Source organism: Nocardia sp. JMUB6875 (assembly GCF_041154655.1).
Taxonomy (GTDB): domain Bacteria; phylum Actinomycetota; class Actinomycetes; order Mycobacteriales; family Mycobacteriaceae; genus Nocardia.
Window position 1 is genome coordinate 1 of record NZ_BAAFGR010000100.1, and the last position, 18,749, is coordinate 18,749.

The 18,749-nt window shown below is 65.1% G+C and carries 20 protein-coding genes; 5 read left to right on the forward strand and 15 right to left on the reverse strand.

Going from position 1 to position 18,749, the window contains the following annotated elements:
* Both ACAM49_RS24195 and ACAM49_RS24200 read right to left on the reverse strand, forming a co-directional pair.
* Positions 1–528 (reverse strand): cation transporter (locus ACAM49_RS24195; protein WP_369637848.1); only part of this gene is annotated, 528 nt, incomplete at its 3' end.
* A 42-nt stretch (positions 529–570) separates the two neighbouring features.
* Positions 571–2,004 (reverse strand): DHA2 family efflux MFS transporter permease subunit, encoded by a 1,434-nt coding sequence (locus ACAM49_RS24200; RefSeq protein WP_369637849.1) that lies wholly within the window; start codon positions 2,002–2,004, stop codon positions 571–573.
* Positions 2,005–2,097: 93 nt separating this feature from the next.
* Here ACAM49_RS24200 and ACAM49_RS24205 point away from each other — a divergent pair, with 93 nt between their 5' ends.
* On the forward strand, positions 2,098–2,730 hold the full coding sequence (locus ACAM49_RS24205) for a TetR/AcrR family transcriptional regulator (RefSeq protein WP_369637850.1): 633 nt from the start codon (positions 2,098–2,100) through the stop codon (positions 2,728–2,730).
* On the opposite strand, the gene ACAM49_RS24210 is transcribed toward ACAM49_RS24205, so the two are convergent.
* The 4 genes from ACAM49_RS24210 to ACAM49_RS24225 form a co-directional block, all read right to left on the reverse strand.
* The gene (locus tag ACAM49_RS24210) at positions 2,716–3,645 is read right to left on the reverse strand and encodes a DMT family transporter (protein WP_369637851.1); all 930 of its coding nucleotides are present in this window, start codon (positions 3,643–3,645) and stop codon (positions 2,716–2,718) included. The genes ACAM49_RS24205 and ACAM49_RS24210 overlap by 15 nt on opposite strands.
* Positions 3,646–3,709: 64 nt before the next feature.
* Entirely contained in the window at positions 3,710–4,180 is a 471-nt protein-coding gene (locus tag ACAM49_RS24215) for a hypothetical protein (protein WP_369637852.1), read from the reverse strand.
* Between the two features lie 86 nt (positions 4,181–4,266).
* Positions 4,267–4,578, reverse strand: coding sequence for a hypothetical protein (locus tag ACAM49_RS24220; protein ID WP_369637853.1), 312 nt, complete (start codon positions 4,576–4,578; stop codon positions 4,267–4,269).
* Between the two features lie 67 nt (positions 4,579–4,645).
* A complete protein-coding gene (locus ACAM49_RS24225) occupies positions 4,646–5,281 on the reverse strand; it encodes a TetR/AcrR family transcriptional regulator (protein WP_369637854.1) in 636 nt (211 codons plus the stop codon).
* A 109-nt stretch (positions 5,282–5,390) separates the two neighbouring features.
* On the opposite strand from ACAM49_RS24225, the gene ACAM49_RS24230 reads away from it, so the two are divergent.
* Together ACAM49_RS24230 and ACAM49_RS24235 are read left to right on the forward strand one after the other, a co-directional pair.
* Positions 5,391–6,113 carry an SDR family NAD(P)-dependent oxidoreductase gene (locus ACAM49_RS24230; protein WP_369637855.1) on the forward strand — a complete coding sequence of 241 codons (723 nt, stop codon included), beginning with the start codon at positions 5,391–5,393 and terminating at the stop codon, positions 6,111–6,113.
* A 131-nt stretch (positions 6,114–6,244) separates the two neighbouring features.
* The gene (locus ACAM49_RS24235; protein WP_369637856.1) at positions 6,245–6,895 is read left to right on the forward strand and encodes a zinc ribbon domain-containing protein; all 651 of its coding nucleotides are present in this window, start codon (positions 6,245–6,247) and stop codon (positions 6,893–6,895) included.
* A gap of 3 nt (positions 6,896–6,898) precedes the next feature.
* Here ACAM49_RS24235 and ACAM49_RS24240 read toward each other — a convergent pair whose 3' ends face one another.
* The 5 genes from ACAM49_RS24240 to ACAM49_RS24260 form a co-directional block, all read right to left on the reverse strand.
* The gene (locus tag ACAM49_RS24240; protein WP_369637857.1) at positions 6,899–8,221 is read right to left on the reverse strand and encodes a serine hydrolase domain-containing protein; all 1,323 of its coding nucleotides are present in this window, start codon (positions 8,219–8,221) and stop codon (positions 6,899–6,901) included.
* A 110-nt stretch (positions 8,222–8,331) separates the two neighbouring features.
* A complete protein-coding gene (locus ACAM49_RS24245; RefSeq protein WP_369637858.1) occupies positions 8,332–8,664 on the reverse strand; it encodes a hypothetical protein in 333 nt (110 codons plus the stop codon).
* Positions 8,665–8,716: 52 nt separating this feature from the next.
* Positions 8,717–10,129, reverse strand: coding sequence for a hypothetical protein (locus ACAM49_RS24250; RefSeq protein ID WP_369637874.1), 1,413 nt, complete (start codon positions 10,127–10,129; stop codon positions 8,717–8,719).
* Between the two features lie 17 nt (positions 10,130–10,146).
* Positions 10,147–11,154, reverse strand: a complete 1,008-nt coding sequence (locus ACAM49_RS24255) for a tetratricopeptide repeat protein (protein ID WP_369637859.1) — start codon at positions 11,152–11,154, stop codon at positions 10,147–10,149.
* A gap of 1,063 nt (positions 11,155–12,217) precedes the next feature.
* Entirely contained in the window at positions 12,218–12,625 is a 408-nt protein-coding gene (locus ACAM49_RS24260) for a TetR-like C-terminal domain-containing protein (protein ID WP_369637875.1), read from the reverse strand.
* Positions 12,626–12,924: 299 nt separating this feature from the next.
* Between ACAM49_RS24260 and ACAM49_RS24265 the strand changes: the two genes are divergently transcribed.
* Together ACAM49_RS24265 and ACAM49_RS24270 are read left to right on the forward strand one after the other, a co-directional pair.
* Positions 12,925–13,299 (forward strand): hypothetical protein, encoded by a 375-nt coding sequence (locus ACAM49_RS24265; RefSeq protein WP_369637860.1) that lies wholly within the window; start codon positions 12,925–12,927, stop codon positions 13,297–13,299.
* Positions 13,300–13,321: 22 nt separating this feature from the next.
* Positions 13,322–14,395 (forward strand): Rieske 2Fe-2S domain-containing protein, encoded by a 1,074-nt coding sequence (locus ACAM49_RS24270; protein WP_369637861.1) that lies wholly within the window; start codon positions 13,322–13,324, stop codon positions 14,393–14,395.
* 279 nt (positions 14,396–14,674) lie between these two features.
* Here the strand turns inward: ACAM49_RS24270 and ACAM49_RS24275 are convergent, their stop codons facing one another.
* The 4 genes from ACAM49_RS24275 to ACAM49_RS24290 all read right to left on the reverse strand — a co-directional run bounded on the left by ACAM49_RS24275 (position 14,675) and on the right by ACAM49_RS24290 (position 18,740).
* Positions 14,675–14,836: a hypothetical protein gene (locus tag ACAM49_RS24275; RefSeq protein ID WP_369637876.1), complete on the reverse strand. Its 162-nt coding sequence runs from the start codon at positions 14,834–14,836 to the stop codon at positions 14,675–14,677.
* Positions 14,781–15,242: a transposase gene (locus ACAM49_RS24280; protein WP_369637862.1), complete on the reverse strand. Its 462-nt coding sequence runs from the start codon at positions 15,240–15,242 to the stop codon at positions 14,781–14,783. Before ACAM49_RS24280 ends, ACAM49_RS24275 begins: the two co-directional genes overlap by 56 nt.
* Positions 15,243–15,590: 348 nt before the next feature.
* Positions 15,591–17,315 (reverse strand): hypothetical protein, encoded by a 1,725-nt coding sequence (locus tag ACAM49_RS24285; RefSeq protein WP_369637863.1) that lies wholly within the window; start codon positions 17,313–17,315, stop codon positions 15,591–15,593.
* Positions 17,316–17,699: 384 nt separating this feature from the next.
* On the reverse strand, positions 17,700–18,740 hold the full coding sequence (locus ACAM49_RS24290) for a polyprenyl synthetase family protein (protein WP_369637864.1): 1,041 nt from the start codon (positions 18,738–18,740) through the stop codon (positions 17,700–17,702).
* Positions 18,741–18,749: the final 9 nt, after the last annotated feature.

Consider the following 18,749-nt stretch of genomic DNA (forward strand, 5'->3'; position numbering starts at 1 on the left):
CCCGAACATGTCGGTAGCCATAGGCGACCACAACATCACCAACACCGAAAACACAGCCGCGACAACAAACCGATTCCGCATATACCGGGCCATGTCCTCCATAGACATCCCCGCATGCCCCGCATGTCCCCCATGCCCCATCGCAGCATGATCCATCCCCGCATGCGCACTGTGATCCACACCGGCGTGCGCACTGTGATCCATACCGGCGTGACCGTCGTGGCCTTCGTGGGAGCCATGGTCCATCCCCGCATGCCCGCCGGGTTCAGCCATCGGATCGCACACATGGTTCGGCACCGACTGCCCCGCACAGTGCAACCCGCACTCCCGCACCCATTCCCGCAGATCAGCCACCGAAGTCACCGCCGGATCGAAGGTCACGGTCGCCGTCTGCGCCACCGGATTCGCCTCCACCACAACCACCCCCGGCCGCCGCCCCAGCACCGCCTTGACCACACCCTGTTGGCTGGCCCAGTGCAGCCCGCGCACATCCAGCACCGCAGTCCGCTGCCCGTCCCGACGATCCATCCCGCGCTCCTCCGACGACCGACTCTGCTTCGACCATATACCCTATAGGGGTTCGGGGTAACCTGCCGTCCATCGTCGGCCCAGCAGGACCATCGACAAGGTCGGCACCACCGCCAGCGTGGAGGCCACGAGAACCCAGCTGAAGGTCACAGCGAAGGCAGGGGCCGCCTGATCGGCGCCGCCGGGTAGGTGCCGCTGGAGGATGACGACGAAGGCGGCGGTGCCGATCGAGCCACCGAGTCGCTGCATGATCGTGAGTTGCGGTGTGGCGTCGATGATCTGGGACGGTGTCAGGTTTCGCATGGCCGCGGTCATGGCCGGCATCGCGGCCAGGCCGATCCCCAGACCGCGCAGCACCATGGCACCGCTGAGCAGCCAGTACGGAGTGTCGTCGGCGATGAGCAGGAACGGGACGGTGGCCGCGCAACCGATGACGGCACCGAGCAGCGCGGTCAGGGCTCCGATGTGTTCGTAGAGGCGAGCGGACACACCCATGGCGACCGCCGCTCCAATGCCTTGCGGGGCCATGAGCAGGCCGGTGTGGGCGGCGTCCTGGTGGCGGACGATTTGAAAATACAAGGGCAGCAGGACCATTGCGCCGAAAGTCACCGCGCCGATCACGAACGTCGAGGCGGTGCCCGCCGCGAAGAAGCCATCCCGCCAGAGGCGCAGATCCAGGACCGGATTCCGGGTTCGCAGCGCGTGGACGATGAACAGCGTCGTGAGAGCCGTACCGCCGAGGAGTGTGACGAGCACCCGCGGATCCGTTACCCCGCGCTGCACCGCCGCCGAGAGGCTGTAGGTGATCCCGACCATGCCGAGCGAGATCAGGAGCAATCCGAAAACGTCCAGCCGCCGGGCCGATTCGGTGCGCACATCCGACGGGAGCAGGCGTGCCGCGAGGATCAGTCCGAGGACGCCGATCGGGACATTGATCAGGAATATCCATTGCCAGCCCGCGTATTCGAGCAGTAGCCCGCCGATGGTCGGACCGATGACTGGCGTCAGCACCATCGGAATGCCCGCGGCCACCATCGCTCTGGCCATGCCCTGTCTCCCCGCGGCGCTCACCAGGATCATCTGCCCGACCGGAATCATCACCCCGGCGCCCATTCCCTGAGCGACCCGCGCCACGACGAGCGTGGCGACGCTCCCGGCCGCCGCGCATGCGAGCGAGGCGAGCGTGAACAGCAGCAGCGCACCGATATAGACCCGCTTGGCACCCATTCGCCGCGCGGCCCAACCGGTCACCGGCAGCACCGCGGCTTGGACGAGCAGATAGACGGTGACCACCCACTGGATTTCGTCCAGCGTCCCGCCCAGATCGGCAGCCAGCGATTTCAGCGCGACATTGACGATGGTCGCGTCGAGGAAGGCGAGTACCGCCCCGACCAGCACCACCACGATCGCGCGGCGTGCATGCGGGTTGAGGGCGGGGCGGTCGTCGACCGCCTCCGGGAGATTCGAGGTCGTCACGCTTCGAAGTGTCATCCAGTTGGATAAATGTGTCAACCAAACGGATGACAACCGAATGGATGACACAGTCATCCACCGCAGTACGATGGCCGAATGGCAATCGAGCCCGTTCCCGACCGCCGCCCGCGCCGCGCTCCCGTCGCCGCCGACCGCCGACGCGATGCCGAACGCTCGCGACAAGCGCTGCTGGACGCGGCCCTGGACGAGTTCGCGGCCAAGGGTTTCGACGGTGCGCGAGTCCAGGAGATCGCCGATCGCGCGGGGGTGAACAAACAGCTCATCGCCTACTACTTCGGCGGCAAAGACGGCCTCTACCAAGAGATTCAGCGCGGCTGGCCCGCCGCCGAGGCCGAGCGCGCGGATCCGGAGCTACCGCTCGGCGAGATCGCGGCCCGCTACCTGTCGGCGATTCTCGCCGATCCCCGGCCCGCGCGCCTACTCGTCTGGCGCGGGCTCACCGGAAGCGGTTCCGCCACCGACTATCTCGACGGCTCCGCCACCGTCGAGACCGATCTGGCCAATCTGAGCCGGGCCCAGGAGCGCGGCGAGATCTCCCCCGACCTGGACCCAGCCTTCGTCCGCATGGCCCTGATGGGCGCGATCCTGGCCCCGGTCATGCTCCCCGAGACCGCCGCGCAGGCCACCGGAAAGCAGCCCGGCACACCGGAATTCGAGCAGTACTACACCGCACAGCTCCGCACGCTGATCGACCTACTCGGCCGGTGAGGCTTCCGGATTCACGGCGGGTGCGGGGAGCGGGCGGGTTGAGCCGGAGCGGGCTATGGCTACGCCGGAGAGGCAGAAGAGGCCGCCGAGGAGGGCTAGGAGGGTGGGGACTTCGCCCAGGGCTAGCCAGGACATGAGGATTACGAGGGCGGGGACGGCGTAGGTGGTTACGCCCATTTTGCCGGCGGTGGTGCGGGCCAGGGCGTAGGCCCAGGTGGTGAAGGCGAGGGCGGTGGGGAAGACGCCGAGGTAGATGAGGCTCAGGGTGGAGGTGATGGGGGCGGCGGTGGCCTCGGTGATGAGTTGGGGTGAGAAGGGCAGGCAGGCGAGGGTTCCGACGACGCAGCCTCCGGTGGTCATCTGGAGGGCGGAGGCTTGGGTGAGGGCCGGTTTCTGGACGACGACCGATACGGCCCAGCAGACCGCGGCGAGGACGCAGAGGAGGACGCCGAGGGCGGCGGCTGAGCCGCCGTCGGAGTTCGAGAGGCCGACTATGACCGCGCCGGTGAAGGATACGGCGATGCCTGCCATGAGGCGGGGCGGAAAGCCTTCCGCGAGAAAGAATCCGCTCAGCAGGGCGATCAGCACCGGGCCGATATTGATGACCATGGCGGCGGTGCCGGCGTCGAGGTGGCGTTCGCCCCAGTTGAGGGCGACCATGTAGACGCCGAACCAGAGGACGCCGGAGATCAGGATGGCGCGCCAGGTCGATCGCGGCGGGAAGCGCTCGCCGGTGATGACCATGATGGCGATCAGGGCGATCGAACCGGAGAGCAGGCGGCCCAGGGCCAGCGCGCCCGGCGAAAACGCGTGTCCCGCACTGCGAATGAAGACGAAGGCCGAGGCCCAGAGAATTACGGTGACCGCGGCCGCCGCCATCGCACCCTTGTCCACCGTCTCGATCCGCTGCGCCATTCACCGACCGTAGATCATCGGCGGTGCGGGAGGCACGCGGTTTTCGGACGTGGCGTTACCGGCCTCAGAAGCCGGGCCGAGGCGGCGGCGGGGGTAGGCGTCGTTCCCGCGGGATGAGCAGTAGCAGCAGTGAGAGCAGCAGCCCGCCGCCGACCAGGTACAGCCCCCAGGTCCCGCTCAGCAGATGCCGCCAGTCGCTGCGCAATTCGTGGTCGAACCGGTCGTCGAGCCGCCAGGTCAGCACCCCGAGACCGGCCAGACCCACGATCACCCCGAGCCAGCCCACGATCCGCGATCCGAACAGCGCGGCCAGCAGCACGACCGCCGCCACCCCGAGCAGTCCGATGGCCAGTGAACTGTAGAACGCCCCCGAATGCGCCCCGATCTGATCCAGCGTCCGGCCCGACGCGAAACCATCTCGGAGATCAGCGAATTGAACATTCCGGGCGTCGACCGTGCCGACGAGTGGACCGAAAACCCCGACCGCCACCGCGATGGCGGCCGCGAACAGCAGCAGATGGACGAAAGTGCGCATACTCCACGGTATTGCGCTTCCCGTCCCCCGGCACGGGATCAAACCCACCGGTTCGCAACACGCCATCCGCGACGCGCCGACGAGAATCAGCCCCGGCGATCCACCGCGATATAGGCGGCGGCCGCGACCACCCCGGACACCACGGCGACCGACGGCCACGCGCCGATCTTCTTGGCCAGCGGATGCGAGGCGCCCATCGCACCGATGGCGAGCCCGGTCAGCGCCGCCGCCCCGCCGGTCCCGACCGTCTTGCGCCAGCGCGGGAAGGCCGCGGCCGTACCCGCCGCGAACACCGCGCCGCCGAGCTGACGCTTCTTGGTGGCCTGGGCGAGGGCGAAACCACCGGTGAGGCCACCGGCCGCGAGCAACGACGTCGGCACCGCGGGAATCCCTGCCATTTCACAACCTCCGAACACGAGCGAACATACTGACCCCTCGACCGTAACCGGAGTCGAAACCGCCGCTTCAGTCCGGGTTGGCCAACAGTGAGCGGTTCAACTGCTCCTCGCTGATCGGCGGAACCGGCAGCGGATGAGCGGCTTCCGCGCGCAACCCGTCCAGGATCAGGGCCAGATTGCGCCGCCAGGCCTCCGGCGCGATGCCCGCCGTCTGCTCCACCACGCGGGTGTGCGACCACGTGATGAAGGCGATGTCCTCCAGCACCCAATCCGCCCGCAGTACACCGGCATCCTGTGCGCGCGTGATGATTTCGCGCATGGCCGCATGCCCGCGATCGCGTTGCGCGGCGATCTCCGGACTCGGCGCGGCCCGCAGCGCGAGCTCGTTCATCAGCCGATCGGAAGCCTGTAGCGCGCAGACCTTCTCGACCAGATAGACGAACGACTCCCAGGGATCATCAAGCGCCAGTGCCTCTTCGGCGATCCGCCCGCCCGCCTCGACTCGATCCGCCACCGCGGCCGCGATCAGATCGTCGCGGGTCGGGAAGCGGTTGTAGAGCGTGCCGATGGCCACCCCCGCCCGCGCGGCGATCTCCTTGAGCGGCGCGTCGAGTCCGCGTTCGGCGAAGACCTCGCGCGCCGCGGACACCAACGCGTCGCGATTGCGGCGGGCATCGAGGCGGAGGGGTTTCTGCGCGGGCATGCGCCGATCCTACAAATCGGGCACCGGATTTAAGTTGAGCATAGGTTCAACTTCATGCTAGCGTCGGAATCGTAACTTGAACTATGGCTCAACTTAATGAGGTGCGAGCATGAGCAAGACCATCGCCATCTTCGGTTTCGGTCCCGGCCTGGGCATGGGCGTCGCCCGCCGCTTCGGGCGCGAGGGCTTCCGGGTCGCCGTCATCGGCCGCAAACCCGACAAGGCCGAGCAGCATGTCGCCGATCTGAAGGCCGAGGGCATCGAGGCCGCGGCCTTCCCCGCGGACGTCACCGACGCCGGGCAGATCGCCGACGTGATCACCACGATCCGGGAGACCTTCGGCGAAATCGATGTCGCCCTGCACGGCGCGGCAGGCCAGATGGCCGACCGCACTCCGTCCACGCTGGCCCTCGAGGTCCCCGACCTCCGCGTCCCCATGGCCCTGAAACTCCACTCCCCCATGCTCGTAACCCGCGCGCTGGCCCCCGGCATGATCGAGCGCGGCACGGGCACGCTGCTGTTCTCCTCGGGTTCCTCACCGAAGGTGGTGCTGCCGTATCTGTCGAATTTCGGTGTGGCCCTGGCGGCTCAGCGCGAGTACCTGCTGCAACTCGCCGAGGAACTGCGCGACACCGGCGTGTATGTCGGGCTGTTGAACATCGGCGTGCTGATCGGCGACAGCGAGGCCGAGCGGATCGTCGACGAGCATCCGGAGCTGGTCCCGCCGGGCATCGAGATCGACCGCATGACCAATACCGAACTGGGCGACCGCTATTGGGACATGTACGTGCGCCGCGACCGAACCGAGGTCGAGGTCGGCTTCCCCGAGTAGCCTCCGCCGATTCGTGGGATGTGTTGCGAGCCGAGCGAGTCATACGATAAGAACCTGACGAAACACGGTCCGGGGGGTTCCGGGCACGTCGGTTCACAGACTTCGCTCAGCCGTAAAGGAATAACTCCGCCATGACCGGTCCGGTCGTCTTCACCAGCTACTACCACGACGAATCCAATGACGACGGATTCCAGTGGGAGTTCCGCTGTGATCGCTGCAGCACCGCCTACAAGTCGCCGTTCGAGCAGAACTACTTCTCGCGCGGCCGCGGCGCGCTGCGGGTGCTGCGCGATCTCTTCGGCGACCAGGTGCGCGCCATCGACAAGATCTCCAATGCCGCGGAGAGCTACTCCAACCATTGGGGCGGGTCCTCCTCGAGCACCAAGGACAAGGCCTTCTCCCGCGCGGTCGAGCAGGTGCGCAACGACTTCCGGCTGTGCGGCGGCTGCGGCCGCTGGGTCTGCCACAACGTCTGCTGGAACGAGCAGGTCGGTCAGTGCACCAATTGCTCCCCGCAAGTGGCGCATCAGATCGCGCAGGCCCAGGCCGAGGCGCGCGGGTCGCAGATTCGTGAGGCGGCTTACCAGCAGGATTGGGTCTCCCAGCACGATGTCGCCACCCCGGCGCGGGTGTCCTGCCCGACTTGCAATGCGCCCACCACGGGCGGCCGGTTCTGTTCCACCTGCGGCACCGCCCTGTCCCTGCAATCGAATTGCCGAGGCTGCGGCCACCAGGTCCAGGTAGGCGCGGCCTTCTGCGCCAATTGCGGCCAGCCGCAATAAAACTCAGCGAATACCGGGAGTGGCCGGATCGGGTCCGGCACAGCCCAGAACGAAGCAGCCCGGCGGCCAGTCGCCGAAAGGCGGGTAGAGGGGCTTGCCCAGGCATTCCAGAACGCCGCAGCCGGGGTAGGCCATCGGGCCGAGGCCGATCGCGGAGAGCGTGGCGTCGGGGTTCAGGAACATCGGGTCGGTGAGGCTGGTGTCCGGGCGCGGGACGTAGGCGCCCGGATCGGGCAGGGTCGGGCTGCGGAAGGCGAGGGCCACGCCGCGCAGCACATCGTGCGGAAAGCTCACCGCCCCACCGGGAACCGTGACGCCGGTCCAACTCACCAGCAGGCCCAGGCTGGGCACGATGAAGTTGTCCTGCCGCATCATGCCCGCCATCTGGAGGGAATCCTTGGGCAGGCCGGGGAACAGGTCCTCGCAGTCGGGGCCGTTGACCGTGATCAGGAATCCGTAGCAGGGATTGACGTCGTTGGGTGTGGTCGCCTGTGCCAGGTAGTCGGTCGAGATCAGCTGGCGGCCATGCCAATTGCCGCGATTCACCAGCAGCAGTCCGAGTTTGGCGTAGTCGTCGGGCGGCAGCACCAGGTGGGCATGACCGTAGGTGTTGCCGCTGCGATCACGCGCCCATAGGTAGTCGGAGGTTCGGATACCCAACGGGTCGAACAGGTTTCGCTGCGCGTACGCCTGGAAGTCCTCGCCGATGGCCCGCTGGATCACATAGACGAGCAGGTCGACGGCGCGCTGACTGTACTGCCAGGTCTCGCCCTGCGGATGCAGAACCGGCATGGCCAGCGCCTGCGCCACCACATTCGGGTCGAGCCGGGCCAGGCCGGTGACACCCTCGGAGGCGATGGCGATCTCCATGCCGGAGGTCTCGGTCAGCAGGCTGCGCACGGTGATCGCGCGATGTTCGGCGTCACCGAGCCCGGCGGGCAGGTAGTTGCCGATCGGATCGTCCACGCGCAGTTTGTGTTCGTCGACGGCGATGCCCGCCACCATGGACACCACGCTCTTGGTTCCGCTCCACAGATTCCAGGCGACGCCGCCCGCGCGCTGATTGTTCGGGCCGGAGCCGATCAGGCAGTTGTTGCGGAAGACCTGGACGGTGAATCGGGTCGGGTCCGAGGCGAAGTCGACGGCCTGCTTCAGCGCGGCCGAATCCAGGCCCACCTCTTCGGGTGTCGCGGTTTCGGGCTGCCGCCCGTCGCTGACCTGACACTGCCGCAGGCCGTCCGGCGCGGCCGTGCCCACCGGTCCGGCGATCAATGTCAAGGCGACGGCCAATGCCGCCACCACGATGCCTGTCACGAACCGCGCCACCGCGGACCCTCCGTTCCTGCTGTCCCGCACAGCTCATCGGAGGATCGTTGGGGCCGTTATCTTTTCGTGACCCCACAGTTCTGGGGGCGGTGGTTTCCGGGGCGGGCTGTCTAGGTGCTCGGCTGGTCCGTCAGCCGCGCCTGGATCGCGTCGAGGATTCCGGTCCGCTCGGCCGGGACCTGGATGCTCATCACCAGCTCGTCGCCCGCGGATTCGAAACCGAACTGGAAGAAGGTGCAGCAGGAGGTCTCACGTGCTGCCAGATCCCGCGCCTGCGCTTCGACCGAGGCCGGGAGTACCAGGGCGATCGCGGTCGGTTCCGGGCGCGTGTGGCGCAGCACCGCACCTTTGAACAGGTCATCGAATTCGGCGACGCGAATGGGCTGTTCCGCCGTCGGCAGTGTGCACGCGTCGGGCACCCAGGCGACCTGAATGGGTTCCATGCGGAATGCAACGCCTCGGGCCGCTCCGAAAATCCGGGCGGATCGGCCTTTTTCAGCGGGTGTCGACCGTGGCGAAGGCCGCCCAGATCAGCGGGGAGTGCTCGATCAGCCCGGTGGCGCGCCAGGCGGCCAGATGGGTGCGCTGCCAGTCGTTGAGAGCGGTCACCGGGTCCTCGGATTCGTGGGCGGCGTCGATGGCGCACACGGCTTCCTGGAAGGGATGCGCGGTCGGGTCGGTGCCCGCGAGGCGATGGAAGGCGAGATCGGTGGGCAGCGGCCAGCGGCCGGCGGTGACCAGTTCCGCGCCGCCGGTGAGCATGGCGGCCACCAGGCCGAGGGGTTCGGCGAAGCGGAGATCGCCGCCGCTCTCGCAGGCGATGAGAGCGACCCGGCTGGGGATGGGCCAGATCTCGGGGCCGGTGCGGGGAATCGGGTTGTCGCCGTTGCCGTTCTCAGCGCCACCGCCGGTCCCAGCGCCACTGCCATTCCCAGCCCCATTGCCATTCCCGGCCCCATTGCCCGAATAGTCGTGGCCCGGAGCCAGCGCGTGGGTGCCGAGCAGCAGGTCTCTGGCCGAGAGCGGCCGGTGGTCACGGTAGGCCGGGGCGCAGCCCGGGCTGGCGGCCGTGCAGGACAGGTGCAGGGTGGCCGATTCGCTGCGGCCGGATTCGGGTGCCGCCGCGGTGACATGGCCGACGTAGAGCAGGCGGGCGGCACCGGCGTGCAGCGCGCGGCTGAGCCAGTTGCGGTCGAGATCGGTGCGGCGGAACGCGTCCAGGGGATCGTCGACCGAAGGGACCAGCCGGTCGTCGGCGGCATGTGCGGCCACCAGTCCGGCCAGCGGCGCGGCCGAATCCATCCGGCCCAGCACCGATCCCAGTGCCGAGTCGGCACGGAAGCCGGGCACGCGCGGATCGAGAACCGCGATCACCGGCCCGGTGCGGGTCCGCGTCCAGGAGCGGGCCGTGCGGGCGGGCGCGTGCACGATGCCGGGCGGGGCCAGCACACTGACATCGGCGATCTCGACCAGCCGCACGTCGACATCGGGCGCGATCAGTTCCCACGGCAATTGCGCTGTGCGGGGCGAGGGTTGGATGCGAATGTGCGGGCGGATGCCCGCGACGAGGAGTTCGTGCAGCCGCACCGCGAGGTTGTAGGGCAGAAAGGTGGCCGAAAGGAACTGGGCCAATTCGTTCTCTGTCGCATACGACGCCAGCTCGCCGGTGGTGAGCGCCGCTTCGAGCCCTCCCGCCACACCGGGCGCGGGCAGCGCGGCCGCGAACCGCGTCATGGCCGCCACGACCTGCTCCTCCGGGACGACACCGACACCGCCGGGCGCGCTGTCGTCAGCCCATCGCCAGGTGAGATACAGATCGCCCGCATCCGCCATGCGCACCGACACGGTCGGCCGCGACCTGCGTCGGCCGCCTTCGGCCGCGGCGGGATCGAAATCGACTGCGGCCATGACCTTTCCACGCTCCGTCATCCCGGGACGACCTTGTCCGTACGCAGGCGGCGGCCGTAGCGCTGTTCGGCCGCGTCGAGCCAGGCGGCGAGGGCGATGTGGCCGTCGGGAGGTACGGCGACGCGGGGCGGCGGGGTCACGGGCAGTCCTGCGCTCGCCGCTACCGCTGCGAGGGCGGTGCCGAGTTGCAGGGCGTCCTGGAGCGGGGCCGCGGAATCGGAGGGCGGGTCGAAGGGCTCGAACAGATCGAGGGGCGCGGGCGGCTGAGCGGAGAGCCGGTCGATGTCCAGGATGGTTCCCGCACACTGGTTTTCGATGAGATCGGCGACCAGGCGGGCATCACCGGCCAGATAGGCGTAGCGGAAGGCCAGCCGCAGCGCCGGATTCACGATGCGGCGGTTCCAGTTGTCGCGCTGCGCGCCGTCGGGGAGCTCGTAGCGCACGGCGTCCAGAGCCAGGGCCGCCGGAACCGCGAGATCCACTGCGCGCGCGAGCAATCCCGGCACCTGGGTGACCAGCGGCTCCAGCAGTCCGGCATGCCAATAGTCGAGCTGGGCGCAGTGCAGGCCGAGACCGCGCACGGCATAGGTGGCCCGGGCGGCCGCCAGCTCGGCCTCACCTTCCTCGTACTGCCCCGCCGCAAAAGCTGTCGCGGCCAGTCGAAGTCGCACATCGGCAGCGTCGATGACCGCCCGCGACTCCTCGAACCGGTGCAACGCCTGGCGATACCGCGCATTCGCCGCCTCCGCATCCCCGCGATGCTCGGCGATGAACCCCATGACCTTCAACCCGATTCCGGCCCGATGCGCCGCACCGGCCGCGTCGAAATGCTCCTGCGCCGCGGCCAGCAGCGGTTCCGCGTCATCGAAACACCCTGAGCGCGTGTACATCAGCGCGAGATTCTGCCGCGTCTCCGCGACCCCCGCGACATCCTCGACCGCCTCGAACGCCGCCAGCGCCTGCCCCGCGAACTCGTGCGCCAGCTCCCACCGCCCGGTCTCGAAATGCGCCGCGGCCAGATTCATCAGCGGATGCCCCGCCTGCTCCGGCCTCTATGGTGTCTTCCCGCATAGCGGCCTTGGACCACTCACGGATCTGCGCTCTGTCGGTACACGACAACACAAGCTCACGCACGGAATCCGACACCGTGAAACCCCGGTCCTCGAGAAGATCCAGCAGCGCCGCCGCTTGGCCCTGAATGAACCCTTCGGTACGCCCCTTATCCACGAAGGAGTCGATGAATTCGTCTTTGTAGGTTGGTGATGCCATGAGCGCCTCCAAGGAGTGACGCGCCGCTTCGGAAGCGGCGACGCGGATGTAGTGAGTATAGGTCGCCCGGGGCTCGCCACTGATAGTCGCGAGAATGTCCAGCACCTTTCGCTGAACGCCGGATTGTCCAGGTCGAGGGCTTGCGTCACCGCACACAACACGGTCAGCTCGACCCGCACCTGGGCCATGCAAGGATCGTCGGGGCTGGGCATGTAATCCGGTCCCCACACAATCGGATACAGCCGAAACTCGCGGTGACCAGTCACGCACGGCTTGCGACAGCTGTTGGCCGTGGGCTGACTCAGCGCGATCACCACTAACGCCGTATCACACTTGAACCGCGAGTGACCGATGCCCACATACGCTGGCCAGGCGCGCCGCTTGGCCGGCTTCGGCGGATCCTTCTGTGGCTCCATCACCACCAATAACCTGCCGCTGCGGCTTTCCAGCAGCACGGCCGCATCGACGTGAAACTCCACCTCCTCCGATGGATTGAACGGATCGACCACGCTGAAATTGCTGTCTACCACCGTCGCCGTACTACCCGAATCGTTGTGCAGACACTCCTGCGCGACTTGGTGTGCCGACAGCTCGATGTCTTGATCCAACACCAACGCCGCCGCCAGCCTCGGGTTGTTGCGCAGCAGTTCTGCGAGCGCGTCATGAAGAAGACTTGGCATACCGACCACCATGCCACTCGCCACTGACAAATTACACGCATGAAATGCAAAGGGGAGCAAATGCTTTCGAAGAGTGAGCTAACGGGACAGAAAGGCGATCAAACGCAACTCGACGGACACGGCGGTCAGTCTCCGGTGATCAGTCGCGGGTGAGGAGGGGGAGGATGTAGTCGTCGACGACGTGGGTGACGAAGGCGGCGTCCATGGGTTGTTTGCGGAGCACGAGTTTGCGGAAGGTCATGGCCGGGAAAATTCTGGCTATGTCGGGGCCGCGTTCTGGGCGTGAAATCTCGCCGCAGGCGTGGGCTTGGGCGACGATGGCGGCGAAGGCTTGTTGGCGTGGGCGGCCAACCATTTCGTACATCGCGGCGCGGACCGTGTCGTCGCGGGCCATCGCGGTGAGTAGGCCGGCCTGTACCGCATCGCGCAGGGCATCGCGGGCCATGAAGGTCTCACCGAGGGCGAGCAGATCCGAGCGCAGCGACCCGGTGTCCGGTGTTGGCTCGGCCCACTGGAGTCCTATGCCCCATGTGCGACGGTACGCAATTCCTCAGGCGTTGTTGCGCTCTCACGCGTCAGTTTCACGTAGTACGTCTTCGGTGAGGGTATGTACACGCCCGGCGGCCGATCGGACGGATCGCCAGTCAGATCGACACGCCGAATATCTACAGGCAAGAAGGTACCAATACACAATAAGAATTGGCTCCAAAGATGTTTGGGGTCCACATCGGCTGGTCGGAGTATCGTCAACGACGCAGAAGCTTGAGGCAAATGTTTCTATCGCATTCGGCGTCATGTGCTCGTTGGACTTCCGGCGCTGGCACTTGACACGACGAGAATCAGAATTTGGCCAGCATTGGGCAGTTCTACATCGAGGTGGCAAACAACTTGTTCCTAATTCTCCTCGAATCCGGCCTAGCGGAAGGCGAGGCCATGTGCGCCGCCGTGAGCCGCACTGCCGATCTGGTCGCCCGATTCCAGCAACGCAGCGACAAAGCCGACCGCTTGACCGCACTAGTACCCGACCAGCAGCAAGATGCCGTGCAGCGGTACGTGCTCGTCTTGCAGGATTGGATGCGCGGCAATGACCACTGGGAAGATACGAGCGATCGGTACCAACCTCAGGGCGTGGAGAATCACTCACATGCACCACCCGGCGCGCCCGATCGAAGCCTTGCCTCGACCATACTGAACAGATTTAGCTTTGCTATGGAAACATGATCATGCAGAGATAGAGAATCCAATGAATAATAATACTGGTTCCAATGCCGAATCGAAAATTGATGAAGGTAGAGTCGCGCCCAACAGTCGCGAGCCGCGCCTTCCATACCCCGATGGTTGGTTCGTCGTGGCATTCAGCAACGATGTCCGCCCAGGGCATGTTCTGCGCAGCCACTTCATGGGCGAAGATATCGTAATTTACCGCACTGCCTCCGGGCTTCTTCGAGTGTGTCGGCCCTATTGTCCACATCTGGGAGCTCACCTAGGGTACGGCGGTCGCGTAGACGGTGAGGACATTGTCTGTCCATTTCACCACTTCGCTTACTCACCCTCCGGTGCCTGTGTAAGAAACGAATACGGTACACCGCCACCAAAGGCGCAGCTCACCATGCTGGAGAGTCGTGAGATCGATGGCCTGGCTCTGGTATGGCATCATGCCCGTAATCATTTGCCGGATTGGGATATACCCGGAATGCAGTGGAATGGCTACGGGCTACCAGCTCACTCCATGCATGTATTGGTTGACCATCCGCAGGAGGTTATGGAGAACTCAATCGACTTAGGGCACCTTCCGACCCTTCACGGGTTCGTTGCAAAACCTCGGAAGCCGATTGAATTCATAGGAACTTGCGCTGAATTAGACTACGATCTCCATCCCTTGAGACATTTGGGCGGATTTCTTACCTCTATTTCGTTGCACGTTACCGCAAAACTGTTCGGACTAGGTGTCATAAGAACAGAGTTTTCACGGCCGAAATGGAAGAGGCCGATTGTCATATGGGCATTGCCTACGTCGATTAATCCACGCCAGATCGAGTTGCGGTTTATGATTGCGCTGCCCATTAGCAGCCGCAACTGGCCGCGACCTTTACGCGAAATCGGCACGTATGGAATCTACCATTTGACGCGTGCAATCGCCCTCCCATTGCTGCTTCGGGACGTTTCAAAGGACTTCCCTGTATGGCAGAACAAGGTGTATTTGGAGCATCCAAGACTCGCCCGCGGCGATGGTCCGATCATGCGCTTCCGGCACTGGTGCAGCCAGTTCTACAGCATTTCAACCGATGTTTCGGCCGAACCCGCTCCACTCGCCTGATTGGTCGGCCACGGGATTCGGGCCACGGTTTAGCCAGCTGCCCTGACGAGGGCGGCGCAGGCGGTCGCGTCGTCGATCGACGTGGCGCGCTGGTCGTTGTTGAAACCTGACTTGGCTCAAGTTAGTGAGCACGAATGTTGGCCGTGCGACCGCAGATTACAGTTGCGTGTACGCCCCCGTTGTATCGGCCCGCATCCGGCCTCCGGGACGCGGATAAGCTGGCAGCCCTACTGGCCCTACTTCGCCTGGCTGGGTCGACCACTACCTGCTCGGGTTCTCCTAGCGCCGGTGTAGCCACTCCTCGTGCAGATAGACCTCCGCGGGTTCCGCGGTCGCGCCAAACAGGATTGCGTTCGTCGAGCAGAGCGCTCTGCTGATCTCGACGTCACAATCCAGGAACGATACGGATTCGGTCCAGGCGTTCTCCCATAGTTTGACGATTGCCCGGTAACGGCCGCCCCATTTGGCGGCGAACTCGCCGAACGCTGCTTGAGGCGGCCGCGGTGGCCGTCGTGTAGACGGGCTTGAGACCCCTTCCTGTCTCGTCCCAATACTGATGGGCCGCGTATCGGAAGATGTTGTGCAGCAAGTAGATCACACAGTCTGCACAAATGGTGCGGTCCCAGACTGTGTTGATCGCATCAGGCAAGCCCTTGAGGCCAGCGCAGACCGCGATATACACGTCGGCCACACAGCGGTTCTTGATCTCGGTCAACACCTCAAGCCGGAACTTGGCGCCCTCGCCTCCGTCTCCGGCCCACAACCCCGAGAATGTAGCATTCCCGCCAGAGGTCACTCCGATGATCACGTAGGACGAGCCGTTGAGGACTTTACCGTCGCGGACCATGGCTCTGTCGCACTCTTTTTGAATACGTTGTTCGGCTTTAGCAGTTCTCGTTTCCTGACGAGCTCAAGGTTGGCTCGGCCGAAACTTGGCGTCTGATCATCTTGATGCGATTGGTGGCCCCGACGGGGCCGGATCTGCATGGCAGGTCAGGCCGCTGCGGGACAGCATCAATGTGGCGGCGCAGGTTACGGGCGAACGGGCGAGGCGTCGGCGAGTCCTTCTCGACGGTGCTAATCCATGTGCAGAGACTGTGGCCTCCAAGCCGGGTCATGATGACCGCAGAGTCTTTGACGTGATAATTGAGTCGGTTCAGGTCCTTGCTGCTCTTGCAGTTAGTCGCAGGTCTGCTCACACACACTCAGTAGGTTCAGGCGTCTCACAGAGGGCAGCGGTGCCGTTAGTAAGACGCGCGAAGGGGTTGAAGCCGCTGAGCTCAACGGCGCTAGAGGCCACGCCAAGGAAAGCACGTCGGATCCGAATACCGTCGGAGTGGGGTAGGAGATAGCTGTGCCTAAATGCCTGAGTGAGATCAAAGCAGAGGCATTCGTCGGTTTCCGTCGCAGGATTTTCAGGATCGGGGCCGATCACAGCGTGTTTCCAGATGCGTCCGATAAGAGCGTGGAACTCGGCGATAGAGTGGTGAATACTAGGGCCATCAAGGCGGGTGAGAGTCAGAGCCGTAATGGTCTCGAACAGATGGCTCCAGCGAGTTGCCAGGGCGTGGAGGTCTGCGCGGTCGTCGAGCCGTTCACAGCAAAGCAGGATCTCTTCGGCGAGGGCCTCGCAGGCAATAGATTCCTCACGTGTCAGCGGGTGGAGGACGCTGCGCCTGACGGCGCGGCGCGCCAGTTCCGCTGCCCACGTGCGACCGGTGCGGGTGTGCTCATGGTGTTCCCACAAGGGCTGCCAGGTTGGTGAATGCAACATGGCTTCCAGTTGCAGGGTGGGCCCGGCGGCCTTAAGCCTGTTGCCGGGCAATGGCCAGGAATAGGCATCGGCTACAGCAGTGTTGGCGGCGTAGGCGGCCAGCTGCTGTCTCGCCAGGTAGCGGGGCTCTAGCAGGTTCCACAGACAGGATCCCATCGCAATTTCGGCGGCCTCCTGGTGTCCGGTCACGCCGCAGGGGCAGGCCAGGACGTCATCCGTGACAGCCGCCACGGCGCTGGCGTATCCGTGGAGGCTGCTGGGGCCACCTTTGACGAGTGCCAAGAGTGCTTCGTTGAAGGTCTCCTGGCTGAGGTAGTCAGAGATGAGGTCGACACACTCGTTGTGGCGGAGGAAGTTGTATAGCGTCCGCCTAATCCGGGCGCAGGTCCAGCCTGTGAGAGTCCCCAGGTCGTCGGTGACGTCCTGGTATCCATCTGCGCACAGCGCAATCCGAAAATAGGGTGTTTCCATGCCGTCCCACCATCGTGCAAGGAAGAACTCGGCGGGAGTCACGGCTCCGCCCCGAGACCTGACGAGCCCATCCAGGTCTGTAATTTCGGCCAACTCCCGGGACAGGCGATTCTTGATTCTAATGGCCGCACAGCTAATCACGATGTCCCGCAGCGCCTGATCTGCACCCTTTCCGGCCAGGCAGGCCAGCCCCTCGCTGGCGGCCGCTAAGTAGGCGTCTACCCCACCGCCTCCGCTGTCGTCGGATTCGCCGCTGTGGTCCACCGCCATCGTCAAGGAAAGCGCTGAACCGCACAAGTCCAAGACCCTGCCATCAGTGACTCGGATGAACTGGAGGTAGAAGCATCCCGCGCAGAAGTCATTCATTGCCATGGGGCTGGCGTCGGCCGGGTCGATCGCGGGGTGACGCCGCAGGTACTCAGCCACCATGCGCGGTATCTCCCCCCCCTTGCGGGGTGCGACGTCGGCGACCTTGGTCAGACCGAGGCAGATCAAGGGCTTGCGGCCCGACCACAGGGCCGCCCGGACCTGCGCCGCCACCGTCAGCGCCGTCATGGCAAAAGGACTGGCCAGCACACTCGCGCTGACTGCCGGCGAATGGGTAGCCTCGAATATCTGGATACCTATAGTGCCATCTACAGAAGTACACTCGACGTGCGTCGACTTGTCCGGCACACACCGTGGGACGGTACCGTCATAAGTCGTAGCCGCCCGGATGATCCCTGGTTCGACCGGACCAGCGGGGCCAGCGGCGCCGCCCATGTGCAGAGCTGCAAGCAGACGTTTGCACTCAGGTCCGCGGATCAGCCCATACGCGGCCCCGTCCCACCAATCCCAAAGGCTCTCCGTCTTCATCGAACTCCCTATCCTCGCCAGGTTTTCATCTCCATCAAGCCGCTGAGGGCTGTCGTCCATCACCGGGACCGATTCGGTCAGCGCGTGGATGAGGCTTGTGTCACGCGAGTGCCGCTCGCTTGCAATCTGAGGTGCGGAGCTGCCGGGGAGAATTGTCATTCTATTTCCTTACTGGGCGATCGCTCGCAGGTAGGCAAATGGCGCCTACTTGACGCGGTTTGCGGCGCCGAGCGCCAAAGTCAAGATTTCATCGGTCGTCACGCCGAACGGCAGCATCGCAATAGCCCGGATCAACTCCAGTTGCGTCTCGTCGGAAGCGATCTGCCGGGCGCCGCATCGCTCAAGCAATGACGCAACAGTGCGAACGTCGGAATTGGCGATCGGCTCGGCGGTGTCGAACAGAGCGCGCAGTTGCCAGGCCGCGGCATTATTTAGGTTCAAGCAGGCCAAAATCGGCAGTGACCGTTTGCGCCGCACCACATCGTTACCGACCGGCTTCCCCGTGATCATCGGATTACCCCAGATACCGAGGATATCGTCGGCAAACTGGAAGGCCATGCCCAGGTGCCGACCAAAGGCTTCCATGGCACTAACGATCTCGCCATCGGCGTGCGCGCAGACTGCACCGATCTCGCACGCCGCGCCCACCAGCGAGCCCGTCTTGCCCGACACCATTCGACGGTACTGGTCCACCGTGACATCGCGTTTCGTCTCGAATGCACAATCGTCCTGTTGACCGCGACATAGCTCGATCGAGGCCGCCGAGAGTAGCAAAACGATCCGACTCGAGAGGGGCTCTTGATAACGGTCGACGACGACCCGTATCGCAAGCGCATGCAAGATGTCGCCGAGCAGAATCGCCGACGGCACGCCCCAAACAGCCCACACCGTCGCGCGGCCGCGGCGGGTCCGGTCGTGGTCCATGATGTCGTCATGTATCAGCGTGAAGTTGTGCAATATTTCGACTGCGGCGGCGGCCTGGATCGCGTCCTCGAGCATTCCGCCACAAGCCACTGCGGTCGACAGCACCAGCGCTGCCCTCAGTCCCTTCCCTGGATCACCGACTATTCTCCGGCCCTCCTCGTCCCACCAGCCGAAGTGATATCCCGCCATCCGGCGCAACGGCTCGGGAAGGGCATAAACCGCGTCCCGCAGTGCTGGCTCATAATGCCTTCGCGCCCGATCGAGGATCTGCTGCACTCTATTGAGACGTTCAGCTGCCGTGGTTTCATGGATCAACGCCATGCTGACTAC